Annotated in this window: 13 protein-coding genes; 3 read left to right on the forward strand and 10 right to left on the reverse strand. The window is 65.5% G+C overall.

Annotation, left to right across the window (positions count from 1 at the left end; translation table 11 throughout):
* Positions 1-329: 329 nt before the first annotated feature.
* From ACF8E5_RS14600 to ACF8E5_RS14630, 7 genes are all read right to left on the reverse strand, one after another.
* Complete coding sequence (locus ACF8E5_RS14600; RefSeq protein ID WP_058638423.1) at positions 330-1,091, reverse strand: ABC transporter ATP-binding protein; 762 nt, start codon at positions 1,089-1,091, stop codon at positions 330-332.
* Complete coding sequence (locus ACF8E5_RS14605; protein ID WP_058638424.1) at positions 1,088-2,149, reverse strand: iron ABC transporter permease; 1,062 nt, start codon at positions 2,147-2,149, stop codon at positions 1,088-1,090. The genes ACF8E5_RS14600 and ACF8E5_RS14605 overlap by 4 nt, the downstream gene beginning before the upstream one ends.
* Positions 2,146-3,261, reverse strand: a complete 1,116-nt coding sequence (locus ACF8E5_RS14610; RefSeq protein ID WP_392475442.1) for an ABC transporter substrate-binding protein — start codon at positions 3,259-3,261, stop codon at positions 2,146-2,148. Before ACF8E5_RS14610 ends, ACF8E5_RS14605 begins: the two co-directional genes overlap by 4 nt.
* 128 nt (positions 3,262-3,389) lie before the next feature.
* Positions 3,390-4,400, reverse strand: a complete 1,011-nt coding sequence (locus tag ACF8E5_RS14615; protein WP_145128902.1) for an NAD(P)-dependent alcohol dehydrogenase — start codon at positions 4,398-4,400, stop codon at positions 3,390-3,392.
* 48 nt (positions 4,401-4,448) lie between these two features.
* Positions 4,449-5,039 (reverse strand): HAD family hydrolase, encoded by a 591-nt coding sequence (locus tag ACF8E5_RS14620; RefSeq protein ID WP_058638427.1) that lies wholly within the window; start codon positions 5,037-5,039, stop codon positions 4,449-4,451.
* Positions 5,036-5,905, reverse strand: coding sequence for an acyl-CoA thioesterase II (tesB, locus tag ACF8E5_RS14625; RefSeq protein ID WP_058638428.1), 870 nt, complete (start codon positions 5,903-5,905; stop codon positions 5,036-5,038). The genes ACF8E5_RS14620 and tesB overlap by 4 nt, the downstream gene beginning before the upstream one ends.
* Positions 5,906-6,046: 141 nt before the next feature.
* A complete protein-coding gene (locus ACF8E5_RS14630; protein WP_167338682.1) occupies positions 6,047-6,619 on the reverse strand; it encodes a GNAT family N-acetyltransferase in 573 nt (190 codons plus the stop codon).
* Between the two features lie 181 nt (positions 6,620-6,800).
* Between ACF8E5_RS14630 and ACF8E5_RS14635 the strand changes: the two genes are divergently transcribed.
* The 3 genes from ACF8E5_RS14635 to ACF8E5_RS14645 all read left to right on the forward strand — a co-directional run bounded on the left by ACF8E5_RS14635 (position 6,801) and on the right by ACF8E5_RS14645 (position 9,915).
* Complete coding sequence (locus ACF8E5_RS14635; protein ID WP_326384346.1) at positions 6,801-7,487, forward strand: histidine phosphatase family protein; 687 nt, start codon at positions 6,801-6,803, stop codon at positions 7,485-7,487.
* A 111-nt stretch (positions 7,488-7,598) separates the two neighbouring features.
* The gene (locus tag ACF8E5_RS14640; RefSeq protein ID WP_326384345.1) at positions 7,599-8,513 is read left to right on the forward strand and encodes a histone deacetylase; all 915 of its coding nucleotides are present in this window, start codon (positions 7,599-7,601) and stop codon (positions 8,511-8,513) included.
* 148 nt (positions 8,514-8,661) lie between these two features.
* The gene (locus ACF8E5_RS14645; RefSeq protein ID WP_392475443.1) at positions 8,662-9,915 is read left to right on the forward strand and encodes a TIGR03862 family flavoprotein; all 1,254 of its coding nucleotides are present in this window, start codon (positions 8,662-8,664) and stop codon (positions 9,913-9,915) included.
* A 190-nt stretch (positions 9,916-10,105) separates the two neighbouring features.
* Here ACF8E5_RS14645 and ACF8E5_RS14650 read toward each other — a convergent pair whose 3' ends face one another.
* From ACF8E5_RS14650 to ACF8E5_RS14660, 3 genes are all read right to left on the reverse strand, one after another.
* Positions 10,106-11,437, reverse strand: a complete 1,332-nt coding sequence (locus ACF8E5_RS14650; RefSeq protein ID WP_144967808.1) for a DEAD/DEAH box helicase — start codon at positions 11,435-11,437, stop codon at positions 10,106-10,108.
* A gap of 81 nt (positions 11,438-11,518) precedes the next feature.
* Positions 11,519-12,412 carry a drug/metabolite exporter YedA gene (gene yedA / locus ACF8E5_RS14655; RefSeq protein ID WP_100852575.1) on the reverse strand — a complete coding sequence of 298 codons (894 nt, stop codon included), beginning with the start codon at positions 12,410-12,412 and terminating at the stop codon, positions 11,519-11,521.
* A gap of 130 nt (positions 12,413-12,542) precedes the next feature.
* Positions 12,543-13,148, reverse strand: coding sequence for a PolC-type DNA polymerase III (locus ACF8E5_RS14660; RefSeq protein WP_058603609.1), 606 nt, complete (start codon positions 13,146-13,148; stop codon positions 12,543-12,545).

Genomic DNA, 13,148 nt, shown 5'->3' on the forward strand with positions numbered 1-13,148 from the left:
CTTTTTGCTGACACAAGGATGGACGGGCAGGCGTAGGCGAAAATAGCTCCTTGAAGGGTTCAGGTCGACAGGTTGCTTGCGCTCTGTTGTTGATCTTTGCAGCGCATCACAAGGCAACGTGCCGGTGGGGGTCGGGCTTCATTTAAGCCCCGCAGGGGGGAGGGAAATTACACGAGAACGCCCCGGAACTGTTCGATCACGACAGCGCTTTTGTGCAAGCGACAAATGTCGCGATTGGCATATCCGAACGCGCCATGCACGCCAATGGCGCTTGGGTTTTTCATTCGAGTGTGTTGCACCCGCTGCCTGTCCAGCAGGCAGCGCGGGCATCAGGCCAGTGCGTGGTCGACCAGCACCTGCAGCCGCCCCTGGGAGCAGCGCTCGACCCGCGCCTGGACGCCATACACCTGCGCTAGCAGGTCAGGCACCAATACATCCTGCGGCGTACCACTGGCCACCACCCTGCCCTCGCGCAGCACCACCAGCCAGTCGGCATGGCTGGCGGCCAGGTTGATGTCGTGCAGCACCGCCACCGCCAACAGGCGATGCACCTGCACCCGCTCACGCACGGCGTCCATGACCCGCAATTGATAATGCAGGTCCAGCGCGCTGGTGGGCTCGTCGAGCAGCAGCACTTGCGGGTTGCGCGCCAGCAACTGGGCCAGCGCCACCAATTGCCGCTGCCCGCCGGACAAGCTGTCCAGCGAGCACTGGGCCAGATGCTCGATACCCAGCTGGCGCAGGGCCGCAAAGGCCTGGCCCAGCAGATCGTCCGCACTGCCTACGCGAAGTGCCGCCATGATGCTTTCCAGCACACTGAGGGCAATGCCGGGGGGCAACTGCTGGGGCATGTAGGCCAGTCGTCGCGAACGGTCGGCAAAGGCCAGCCGGGTCACGTCCTGGCCATCCAGGCGCAGGCCGCCGCGCATGCGCTCGAGCCCTGCCAGGGCCCTGAGCAGCGTGGACTTGCCTGCTCCATTGGGCCCCACCAGCGCCACCAGGCTGCCTTCGGGCAAGGCCGGCAGGCTGACCTCGTGCAGGATCTGCCGCGCACCGTAGGCGACCGAAACCTTGTCGATCACCAGGCTCACAGCTTTCTCCCCCGCCGGAACACCAGCGTCACGAAAATCGGCACTCCCACCAGGGCGGTGACGATGCCGACCGGCACAATCACGCCTGGCATGATCAGCTTGCTGGCAATGGAGGACAGCGACAGCATCAGTGCGCCCACCAGCGCGCTGGCCGGCAGCAGGAACCGCTGGTCTTCACCGACCAGCAGGCGCGCAATGTGCGGCCCGACCAGGCCGACGAAGCCGATGGTGCCGACGAATGCCACGGCGGTTGCCGACAACAGGCTGATGCGCAGCAGCGAGGCAAAGCGCAGCCGCCGGGTGTCCACGCCGAAGCTGCGCGCCCGGTCCTCGCCCATGCGCAGCAGCGTCATCGCAGGTGCTGCGCGCAGCGAAAACGGCAACACCAGCGCCACGACCAGCGCCAGCATGCCGAGCTTGTTCCAATCGGCCCGGGCCAGGCTGCCCATGGTCCAGAACACCAGTTGCTGCAGCACGTCCTCGGTGGCCAGCAGTTGCAACAGCGACACCAGGGCATTGCAGCTGAACACTAGGGCGATGCCGAACAGCACCAGGCTCTCCACGCCCGCCCCGCGAAGCCGCGACATGGCCTGCAACAGCACCACCGACAGGCAGGCGAAGACGAAGGCCATCACCGTCACCTGCACACCCGCCGTCATCCAGGCGACGCTGAGCGGGTAGGCGATGGCAAGCGAAGCCCCCAGTGCCGCTGACGAGGACACTCCCAAAGTGAAGGGGCTGGCCAGCGGGTTGTCGAGGATCGCCTGCATCTCGGCCCCTGCCAGCGACAGTGCCGTGCCCACCAGCACGGCCATCAGCGCGTACGGCAGGCGAACGTTCCAGATAATCACCCGCTCCGTGGCGCTGAGGGTGGTCGGGTCGAACAGGCCTTGCACCAGTCGCCCCAAGCTCATGCCCGATGCACCGCTGGCCAGGTCGCTCAAGACCGAAACCAGCAACAGCACGGCCAGCCCGGCCACCAGCCCGGTACGCCGCCACAGCAGCCGACGGTAATGCCAGGCGGCCTGCTGCACGCCTGGCAGCGCCTGTGCGGTCACTGGGCGTCGACCCAGTACTGACCGTCCAGCCCTACCTTGAGCATGCGGTTGATCTCGGCCATGGTCGCTTGCGGGTCAATGGCCTTGAACCGCTCTGGATGCACCCAGCGCGCCATCGCTTCAATTGCCAGGATGTTGAACGGCGAGTTGTAGAAGTCATGCCACAAGCCATGGGCCTGGCCGGCCTGGATGGGGCGCAAGGGGGCGAATTCCGGGCGGGCCGTGATCTTCGCCAAACTGTCCCGGGCCGTTTCTTCGGACACCCCGGCACCCAGCAGCACCCCAGGGGCGCGGTTGCCGGTGGCGATGTAGACGTCGGGGTCGGCTTGCAGCACGTACTCGACGCTGACATCGCCCAGCGCACCGGGCACCACGTCGGCGCCAATGTTATGGCCACCCACCGCCTGGACCACACTGCCCAAACCGCTTTTGCCAGTGGTATGGCCGGGCGCTTGCCATACCCCGGCCAGCAGTTCCAGAAACACCTTGGGCCGCTCGCTGTCCTTGATGCCGGCCACGCCCGCTTTCACCCGCTCCAGGTGACGGTCGTACAGGTCAAGGTACTGCTGCGCCTGCTGTTCACGGCCCAGCAGCGTGCCCAGCGCCTGCATGCTGACGTGGGTGTTGCGCATGGGGTGCACGCGAAAATCGATGAACAACACCGGCACGCCGGCCTTGGCCAGCAAGTCGGCCACCGGGCTGTGCTGGGTCGGGCCTTCACCGGCGATGCTGAAAATGGCCAGGTCCGGCTTGAGCGACAGGATCTGCTCGGCGCTCACGCTCTGCTCGGAGGCCTGCCCGATCAAGGGCAGCTTGGCGATCTGCGGGTAGTGCTGGGCGTAGACCTCGTAGGTGTGCGGGTCCAGCAAGCGCATGTCGTTCTGCCAGCCCACCACGCGCTGGAACGGGTTGTCCCGGTCGAGCAGCGCCAGGGCGAAGAACAAACGCCCCTCGCCCAGCACGATCCTCTGCGGGGCGTGGTCAAGCTCGACGGTACGCCCCAGCACATCGGTGACTTGCAGGGCGTGGGCGGTATGGGTAAAGCCGAGGCAGGACGCCAACAGCAACAAGGCAGGCAGCAGGCGCTGCCGCAAACGGGGGAACAGGCACATCGGGGCGTCCTCTTGAAGAGAGAATCAGTCGCAACGGAGCCGGGCATTCTAGCCAGCCACCTGTGCGCACGATGTGCGCGAATGTATTGGCCTGCTCGCCAGCCATTACATCCCGTTACCCCAAGGCGTTACCAGGTCAGGCAGATCTTGCCGAAATGGCGGTTGCTTTCCTGATAGCGAAACGCCTCGACGATCTGTTCGAGTTCGAAGTGCTTGTCCACCACCGGGCGCAGGCCGTTAGCCTCGATGGCCCGGACCATGGCTTGCTGCTGAGCACGGCTGCCCACCAGGACACCCTGCAAGCGGATCTGCCGCACCAGTGCCTGCACCAGCGGCAGTTGCCCCGCCACACCGGTCAGAATACCGATCAGCGACACATGGCCCCCGATGCGCGCGGCAATCATCGACTGCTCCAAAGTGGCAGGCCCGCCCACTTCGATCACATGGTCCACCCCACGGTTGTCGGTCAGTTCACGCACCTTTTCGCCCCAGGCCGGCGTGCGCGTGTAGTTGATCACGTGGTCGGCGCCCAAGGCTTTGAGCCGCTCGAGCTTGGCATCGCTGGAAGAAGTGGCGATCACCGACGCGCCGGCCAGCTTGGCGAACTGCAGGGCGAAGATCGAAACCCCGCCGGTGCCCTGCACCAGCACCGTATCACCGGGCTTGAGGTGATCGTCGCTCATCAGCGCGCGCCAGGCCGTCAGCCCGGCAGTGGTCAAGGTCGCCGCCTCGGCGTGGCTGAAGCCCTTGGGCGCGAGAGTGAACGCCGTGGCCAGCGCGGTCACATGGCCACGGGCATAACCGTCCAGGCCATCGCCCGGCACCCGGGCAAAGCCCTCGACATTGGCCTGCCCATCCAGCCAGTCAGGGAAGAAGGTGCTGACCACGCTGTCACCGACCTTAAAGTCGCTGACACCGCTGCCCACGGCTACGACCTCGCCAGCACCGTCGGCCATCGGGATGCGGCGTTCGGCCGGGCCCCACATGCCGCTGACCACGGCAAAGTCATGGTAATTGAGGGAGCTGGCATGCAAGCGCACGGTGATTTCACCCACGCCTGGGGCAGTGGCTTCACAGGTGCCGACCTCGACCTTGTCGTAGCCGCCGCCGGGTTGAACGTAAATCGCCTTGCTGCTCATGGTCGAGTGCTCCATCTGTAAAAAGGAAAGTGGCCGGCGAGCGTCGGTTCAGCCCAGCATACGCTTCAAAGCATGGCAGTCGGGCGCATGTCGATCGGCAAGGCCCGGCCAGGCGTCGTGCGGCTGGTTCACGAGTACCGTGCCTGCACCGGCGGCTCGCCCGCAGTCCAGGTCGAAGCGGTGGTCGCCCACCATCACCATCGCCTGCGGCGCGACGCCCCAGGCACCGGCGATCTTGAGCAGCCCATCGGGGCTGGGCTTGGGCTGCGCTTCATCACGCCCAAGAATGTGCGCCACCGGAAAACAGTCGGCAAGGCCAATGGCCTCGAGCGTGATGTGCGCCAGCTCGCGGGCATTGCGGGTAAGGATGCCCAGCTGGCAACCACGGCTGGCCAGCTCACGGACCAACTCCACCGCCCCTTGGGCGGCTCTGGAGGCAAACGCCAGATGACGCTCGTGCTCCAGCAGCCAGGCATGCTTGGCGGCGGCTTCGTCGGCGGGCAAGGCCGCCAGGTGCGCCAGGATGTCGTCCTTGGGCGGGATGCCCAGCTTCACGCGGATAGCGGCAAAATCGTGCGCGGCCACGGTCAGGGTGCCGTCCATGTCGAACACCCAGTGGCGCACCTGGCCGAGGTTCATACCCAGTCCTTGCGATGACGAATCAGGCCTTCCTGGCTGGACGAGGCCACCAGCTGGCCGGCCTGGTTGAAGATACTGCCCCGGCAGAAGCCACGGGCATTGCCTGCCCAAGGGCTGTCGGTGGCATACAGCAGCCATTGATCGGCGCGCAGGTTGCCGTGGAACCACAAGGAGTGGTCCAGGCTTGCGATCTGCATGTCGCGCTGCCAGACCGACTTGCCATGGGGCAGCATCGAGGTGGTCAACAGCCCGAAATCAGAGGCGTAGGCCAGGATGTACTTGTGCAGCGCAGGGACGGCCGGCAGGTTGCCATCGGCGCGGAACCAGGCGTATTTCACCGGGTCGCCGGGCTTGGGGTTGAACGGATCACGTTCGGTCACCGGGCGAATCTCGATGGGCTTGGCGCACAGCACCTTGTCGCGGATGCGCTCAGGCAGCTGATCGGCCATGGCGCTGGCCAGTTCCACTTCGGTGGGCAGGTTTTCAGGGCCGACTACATCGGGCATCTGCGCCTGGTGGGTGAACCCTTCTTCGTCGTATTGGAACGACGCGCTGCAGGTGAAGATCGTCTTACCCTTCTGAATCGCCGTGACGCGGCGGGTACTGAAACTGCCACCGTCGCGCACGCGGTCCACCGAATACACCACCGGCAGGCTGGCATCGCCCGGGCGCAGGAAGTAGCCGTGCAGCGAGTGCACATGGCGGGCATCCTCTACCGTCTGGCTGGCGGCCGACAAGGACTGGCCCAGCACCTGGCCGCCATACAGCTGGCGAAAACCCAGGTCCTGGCTGCGGCCGCGGAACAGGTTTTCTTCAATGGCTTCGAGGCTCAACAGGTCGACCAGGTCGTCCAACACATGACTCATCGGGGTTCTCCGTAGACGCAAGGCGTGCTCACAAGGCGCCGTGGGCCGGCGCTCGATTCAACCGGCGCGGCCCCTGCATGAGCCCCACCGTCCAATAGCGCAAATGATACAGGGTTTGACACCGCTGGCCCCCCTGGCGGTTCACTCGGCCCGCAAGGTCTGCTCCCACCGCGAGCGATCGATCCGGTACAGCACATGCGGGCGCAGTGGATGGCCGAGGGCGACACGCGGGTGGTCGAAGCTGCCTGCCAGGTCCTGCTCCATGCCGATAGCTTGCATGACCTTCTGCGAGGGCAGGTTGAGGGTACTGGTGAAGGACACCACCTCTTCGACCTGCAACTGGGCGAACGCACAGCGCAAGCACGTCCAGGCCGCCTCGCTGGCAAACCCCAGGCCCCAGTGCCGGCGTGCCAGGCGCCAGCCGATCTCGACCGCCGGGGCGAAGGGCGCGTCGAAATTGACGTTGAGCAGGCCCGTCATGCCGATGAACGCGCCACTGTCCTTGCGCTCAAGCGCCCACAGGCCAAACCCGTACTCATGAAAATGCCCGCGGATGCGGCCGATCAAGGCAGCCGCTTCCAGACGTGTGAGCGGCGCGGGGAAATACCGCATGACCTGGGGGTCGGCGCACAGGGCAGCGAACTCGCGCAGATCCTCGTCCTGCCATTGGCGCAGGATCAGCCGCGCGCTTTCCAGTTCCAGAATGGGGGTCATGGGGTTCGCTCCGTTTTGGCGTGATGCAGTGTACAGCGTAGGCGCAGCCACGGCAGGGCACCGGGTGACGGGTAGCCGAATGCATTTTTCACATGCGCTTCACCGGCTGGCAACACGTCGGTTAGCAAAATGCCGCCATCCCTGCCGCGCCCAGCGCGCGGTTTTCTTGTCGGAGCCACCCATGCTGTCGAGCAACACCCTGCCGCCCTACGCCTTGCATTCACCGCGCAAGCGATGGCTGCCCCGCCGCGCCGTGACCGTCGCCTTGAGCCTGAGCCTGGCCGTGGCGGCATCGACCTCCTGGTTTATGACGAGAACCTCCATCGTGGACCTTGGTAGCCAGCAACAACTCAGCAAAAGCGGCCTGCTCCAGGCCTGGGCCAACGGTGCGGTGATCGTCATGATCCGCCATGCCGAGCGCTGCGACAGCGCACCAGGCCCTTGCCTGGACGACCCAGCGGGCATCACGGTGGCCGGTAGCCAGGCTGCCGGGCGCGTGGGCGAAGGTCTCAAGCACCTTGGGCTGGCCGATGCCGACCTGTTAAGCAGCCCGAAGGTGCGCACCCAGCAGACGGCGCATTTCATTCTGGGGCAGCCGGTCGCCACGCGGGAATGGATCGGGCAGTGCGACGGCAGCTTCCCGGCCCAGGCGCTGGCCGCCAAACGCACCGAACACAACTTGGTGCTGGTAACCCATAGCGGCTGCGTCGATCAATTCGCTCGTCAGCAGAACGTTGCCGGCGGCGAACGGGACAGCGGTTATGCCAGCGCCCTGTTCGTTTCCGTGGACGACAGCGGCAAGGCACGCATTCTGGGGCGCTTGAACGAGCCTGCATGGCAGCGCGTGCTGGCCAGTGCCGCACGTTGAAAGTGCCCACTGCATGGGCCGCCACCGGCTTCTAGTTAGCGACAGCAAAGTTTTCCACAGCCGTAGGCCACTCATGGCAAGATCGAGGCTGTTCCCTGCTGTGGATAACCCATGTCGCTGCCGCTGATCTACCACGAAGACTACAGCCCTGAGTTTCCGCCGGACCATCGTTTTCCGATGGACAAGTTTCGTCTGCTGCACGATCACCTGATCGACAGCGGGTTGACCACTGACCAGGCGTTGCTGCGGCCCGACATCTGCCCCAATGACATTCTCGCGCTGGCCCACGATCGCCATTACATCGAGCGCTACATGCACGGCGAGCTGTCGCGCGAGGACCAGCGCCGCCTGGGCCTGCCGTGGAGCGAAGCGCTGGCGCGGCGCACCGTGCGCGCGGTCGGGGGGTCGTTGTTGACGGCCGAGATGGCCCTGCAACACGGGGTGGCCTGCCACCTGGCCGGGGGCACTCACCATGCCCACTACGACCACCCGGCCGGCTTCTGCATCTTCAATGACCTGGCCGTGATCAGCCGGTACCTGCTTGAAGCCGGTCGCGTGCATCGGGTGCTGATTTTCGATTGCGATGTCCATCAAGGAGACGGGACTGCGCGCATGCTTGAGGACACACCCGACGCCATTACCGTCTCCCTGCATTGCGAGCAGAACTTCCCGGCCCGCAAGGCACAAAGCGATTGGGACATTCCCCTGCCACGCGGCATGGGGGACGACGCTTACCTGCAAGTGGTGGATGAGGCGCTCAATTACCTGCTGCCGCTCTATCAGCCTGACCTGGTGCTGTACGACGCCGGAGTCGATGTTCACAAGGACGATGCCCTGGGTTATCTGCAAATCACCGATGCAGGGCTGGCCGCACGTGACGAGCGCGTGCTCGGCCAGTGCCTGGGGCGCGATATTCCGGTCATGGGTGTGATCGGGGGCGGCTACAGCAAGGACCGCAGAGCACTGGCCAAGCGTCACGGTGTGCTTCATCACACGGCAGCCAAAGTCTTGCGTTGTGCACAATGACTGTGGAACCGCTTGTGGATAACCTGAGCGAAACAGGCTGTAGCCCTTTGATGGCGCTGTTTGCGCGATCTTGATCATTTTTTGATCAGTGCTTGTGGGAGGCGTGCTGCGTTAGAATGCGCGTCTTTTCCACAGCCTGCAGCCGATCATGTCCGAAGTAAGTCACCCCGCCCTTCCTGTCGCCGCTGTCATCGGGGGCGGCCCTGCCGGCCTGATGGCGGCTGAAGCCCTGGCACAGGCCGGGCTTGCGGTGGAAGTGTTCGACGCCATGCCTTCAGTAGGTCGCAAGTTTCTGCTGGCGGGCGTGGGTGGCATGAACATCACCCATTCCGAGCCCTACCCTGCCTTTGCGGCGCGGTATGCCGAGCGCCGGGGCGAGGTTGACGGGCTGCTGCGCGATTTTGATGCCAACGCCTTGCGCCAGTGGATTCACGCGCTGGGCATTGCCACGTTCGTAGGCAGCTCGGGCCGCGTGTTCCCCACCGACATGAAAGCCGCCCCGCTTTTACGCGCGTGGCTCAAGCGCCTGCGTGAAAGCGGCGTGGTTATCCACAACCGTCATCGCTGGCTGGGCTGGAGCGAGGACGGCGCGCTGCGGATTGCTTATCCACAGGGCGAGCGGCTGGTCCGACCTGCGGTGGTAGTACTGGCGCTGGGTGGCGGCAGTTGGGCGCGGTTGGGGTCTGATGGGCGCTGGCAAGCAACCCTGGCTGACCGGGCTGTGGATATCTCACCCCTACGACCGAGCAATTGCGGGTTCGAGGTGGCGGGCTGGAGCGCAGTGCTCACCGACAAGTTCGCAGGGGCGCCGGTCAAGAACATTGCGTTGAGCGTACCCGGCAGCACACCGCGCAAAGGCGAATTCATCCTGACCGCCCAGGGTGTGGAAGGCAGCCTGGTCTACGCCTGGTCGGCGCAGGTGCGCACGGCCATCGAGCAGCGTGGCAGCGGTGTGCTGGTACTGGACCTGCTACCGGACAAGCCTGTGGACAAAATTGCCCAGGCGCTGGCACGGCCGAGGGGCTCGCGGTCCATGGCCAAGCACTTGCAAGGGCAATTGGGCCTGGACGGAGTCAAGGCAGCGCTGCTGCGTGAACTGACCGACCCGGCAACCTTCGCCGACCCGCCCTCCCTTGCTCGGGCGATCAAGGCCCTGCCGATCACGCTGGTGCGCACTCGCCCCCTGGACGAAGCGATCAGCAGTGCCGGCGGGGTCCGCTTCGAAAGCCTGGATGAGGGGCTGATGATAAAGCACATGCCAGGGGTGTTCTGTGCAGGCGAAATGCTGGACTGGGAAGCGCCAACAGGCGGGTACCTGCTGACTGCCTGCTTCGCCAGCGGGCTGCGCGCCGGGCGGGCGGCGGCGGCTTGGGTGGGGCGGCGGGGGAAGACGCCGGGCTGATCGCGGGGTTGGGTGGGGTGAGGGGTTGCGTTGTGGTCTGAAGGTCTTCTGTTCTGTATTCAAGCCCGTTGGGGGCCGCTGCGTGGCCCCAGAGTTTCAGCCCCGTATGACAAATCGCCGGGCCGGCTGTGCAACCCTGCACGACACCCGCAAACAACCAGGGCCCTGCCCTAGACCTGTCCAAACCCGCTCAAGGCTTGCGCTTGCGCGGCCCCCCATTGAAGCTAGGCACCTTGCGCACCGCCTTCACCGCAGGTGGCGCGGTACCTGCCTCGTCACTGTCCATCCACCGCCCCAGCCCGCGCTTGGCACTGTTTTCCTTGGGCTTCTTCGGTTTCTTGGGCTTTTTCATCACTTGACCACTGGCATCGGTCAGCGGTACCCGGTGATCAGGAATGAAATCAGGCTCTTCATGACGCGCCAGCGTCTGGCGGGTCAGTACCTCGATGGCCGCCAGCAATTGCACCTCGTCGGCGCACACCAGCGAAATCGCCTCGCCCGTGTTGCCCGCACGGCCGGTGCGACCGATACGGTGCACGTAGTCTTCGGCCACGATCGGCAGGTCCAGGTTGACCACCAGCGGCAGGTCGTCAATATCCAGCCCGCGCGCAGCCACGTCGGTGGCCACCAGCACCTGCACTTCGCGTGCCTTGAAGCTGTCCAGCGCCCGTTGCCGGGTCGCTTGCGGGCGGTCGCCATGGATGCCGTCGGCCTTGACCCCTTCGGCCAGCAAACGCTCGACCAGCTGATCGACACCGTTGCGGGTCTTGGCGAAGACCAGCACCTGTTTCCAGCGCTGCTTGCGCAACAGGTGGCAGAACAGGTCGACCTTGCGCTTCTTGTCCACCGTCACCAGCCATTGCTTGACGCTCGCGGCCGTGGCATTGCGCGGGCTGACTTCGATGCTGAGCGGGTCGTTGAGCGCGAGCCCTGCGAGCATGCGGATCTGGTCCGAGAACGTCGCCGAGAACAACAGCGTCTGGCGTTTGCGGGGCAGCGCGGCATAGACCGATTGCAGCTCCTCGGCAAACCCCAGGTCGAGCATGCGGTCGGCTTCATCGAGCACCAGAATCTGCACCTGGTTGAACTTGATCGCGTTCTGGCGATACAGGTCCAGCAGCCGGCCCGGGGTCGCCACCAGCAGGTCCACACCGCGGCGCAGGCGCATCATCTGCGGGTTGATGCTCACCCCGCCATACACTGCATAGGTGCTCAGCGGCAGGTGCTCGGCGTATTCGCGCACGTTGGTATGCACCTGCTCGGCCAGTTCACGGGTGGGCACCAGGACCAGGGCACGAATCGAGTTGGCCGCGACCTTCTCGCCTTCGAGCGCCAGGCGTTGCAACACGGGCAGGGCAAAACCTGCGGTCTTGCCGGTGCCGGTCTGGGCGGCGGCCATCAGGTCGCGGCCGGCCAGCACGGCGGGGATGGCCTGGGCCTGTACCGGGGTCGGGGTGGTGTAATCGCGCTGCTCAAGGGTGCGCAGCAAGGGTTCGATCAGGCCGAGTTTGGCGAAATTCATGGCAATACCATCAGGGGTTCAGCGAAGCCGGCAAGTCTACCGCATCCCCCCTGTGCACTTGCAGGTTTCCCGGTCGAGCGGCTACGCGACGGGTCGCGCCTTGCGCCACTGCGGCAGGCCGATCAGGACCACCGCGCCGATGATCACGGCCATGGCAACGCACTCCTCGGCACCGATCTGCTCGCCGGCGAACACGATGCCCAACAGCACCGCCACGGCCGGGTTGACGTAGGCATAGCTGGTGGCGGCCGCCGGGCGAACGTGCTTGAGCAGGTACATGTAGGCGCTGAACGCCAGGATCGAGCCGAAGAACACGAGGTAGGCCAGCGCGCCCCAGCCGGCAGCGGTGGGCATCTGCGTCATGCGTTCGCCCGACAGCAGGCTGCCCAGCAGCAATGCCGTGCCGCCGACCAGCATCTGTGCAGCGCTGGCCATGGGGCCCGGTGGCATGGGCAGGCGCTTGCTCCACACCGACCCGAACGCCCACGAGGCGGCGGCGAAGATCAGCAGCGCCGCGCCAAGCGGGCTCGCCTGCAGGTTGGAGCCCAGGTTGAGCAGACCGATGCCAGTCAGGCCCAAGACGATGCCCGCCCATTCGAGCGCCGAGTTGCGGTAACCGAACATCAGCCCAAACACCAGGGTGAACAAGGGCACGGTCGCCACCGCCAGCGCTGCCACCCCGGACGCCACGCCCGCATGTTCGGCGATGGTCACGCCCCCGTTGCCACAGCTGAGCAGCAAAAAGCCCACCAGCCCCGCTGCCCGCCACTGCGGCCAGGACGGCGATGGCGCCCCTCGCCAGCGCATGAAGCCGTACAACAGCCCTCCGGCAATCAGAAAGCGGACCCCGGCCATGAGCATGGGCGGCCAGCTTTCCACACCGATGCGGATAAACAGGTAGGTTGAACCCCATACGAAATACAGGGCCACGAAGGCCCCGATTAGCAGAAGCGGGAAGCGGCGGGTGCTGGACATGGTCGAGTCGAAAATCCTTTTGCGGGTGACGCAGTCTAACGGCGTGAAGCGCAGCGGCAACCCTACAGTGGGGCGCTGGATCAGCAGCACACTTGCAACCTGGGGCGTGCGACGCCAGGCGCTGCCCGCTTCAGCGATAGATTGCCAGCGCGTCGCGCACCTTGGCGGCGGGGGTTTTCTGCAGGCGGCAGAACAAGTCGTGGGAAGGCTGCTGCACCCCGTGGTCCTGGCGCAGTACGCCGGCCAGGTGCTGGACCAGGTTGGCGGCCATTTCCGCGTCGGCCATGGCCCGGTGGGCCGTGCCAGTGTTGGGCAGCCCGGCCCAGCGGGTCAGTGTGCCCAGCTTGTGGTTGGGGGCTGCCGGCAGCAGGCGCCGGGACAGCAACAGCGAGCAGGCGAAGGGCTGGCTGCGGCTGCGGCCGATGCGGCCCAGCTCGAAGTCCCAGAACTTCTGGTCGAAGGCGGCGTTGTGGGCCAGCAGCGGCGTTGCCCCCACGAACTCGGCCACCTCGTTCATCACCTGCTCCACCGGGGGTGCCTTGCGCACCATGGCAGTGGTGATGCCGGTCAAGCCCGACACGAAAGCAGGCACCGACACCCCCGCGTTCATCAGGCTCTGATAACGCTCGACGATTTGCCCGCGCTCGAGCATCACCACGGCCACCTCGGTGGCGCGGCAACCGGTGCCTGGGGAAATGCCGGTGGTTTCAAAGTCGATGACAGCGATACGTTCCAT

The organism is Pseudomonas sp. WSY_20 (genome assembly GCF_043104335.1).
GTDB lineage: Bacteria > Pseudomonadota > Gammaproteobacteria > Pseudomonadales > Pseudomonadaceae > Aquipseudomonas > Aquipseudomonas parafulva_B.